Origin of the sequence: Larkinella sp. C7, from assembly GCF_006149005.1 — a bacterium.
GTDB lineage: Bacteria > Bacteroidota > Bacteroidia > Cytophagales > Spirosomataceae > Larkinella.
In genome coordinates this window covers 1-446 of the sequence record NZ_VBSL01000161.1, presented here as the reverse complement: position 1 = coordinate 446, position 446 = coordinate 1, and the positions used below count along the sequence as shown (strand labels likewise).

The window sequence follows — 446 nt, the reverse complement described above, 5'->3', positions numbered from 1 at the left end:
CCCCGATACCGATTGGACTCCGGTCAGCATCAGACTCAGCAAGACGGGCAGAAAAAGAGATCTCATAGTGATGGAGTAATTTGGTTTGCGCGAAAAATGATTGTTTTTAATTTTAATCCCGAAGGGTGACATTCATGGTGGCCTTCTTAAACAGAACCACCCAATTTTTCTCTTTATAAAAAGGGGATTCCTGAACACTGAGAACCGGCTCAGCACTGATAATCTGCATGTTCTCGTATTTGAGCAATTTAACTCTTTCAAGATATTGCCGCACCGGCATTGTGTGTGTCACCCCAGTCCTGCTATTTAAAATCTGAAGAGTAGCTTCTTTCTCAAACATCCCAAGAGCCTGCCGGATGGCTCCATTGCGTTCATCGAAAGGACGGTCTTTGTCCGCGATGATTCCCAGGTAATCCACAAAGGCTTTGATCCGGATTTTAGCTTCT

Annotated in this window: 1 protein-coding gene; it reads right to left on the bottom strand. The window is 44.6% G+C overall.

All coding sequences use genetic code 11. From position 1 onward, the window contains the following. Positions 1-112 precede the first annotated feature (112 nt). A partial coding sequence (locus tag FH871_RS33415; protein ID WP_171063040.1) for a hypothetical protein occupies positions 113-446 on the bottom strand: 334 nt, incomplete at its 5' end.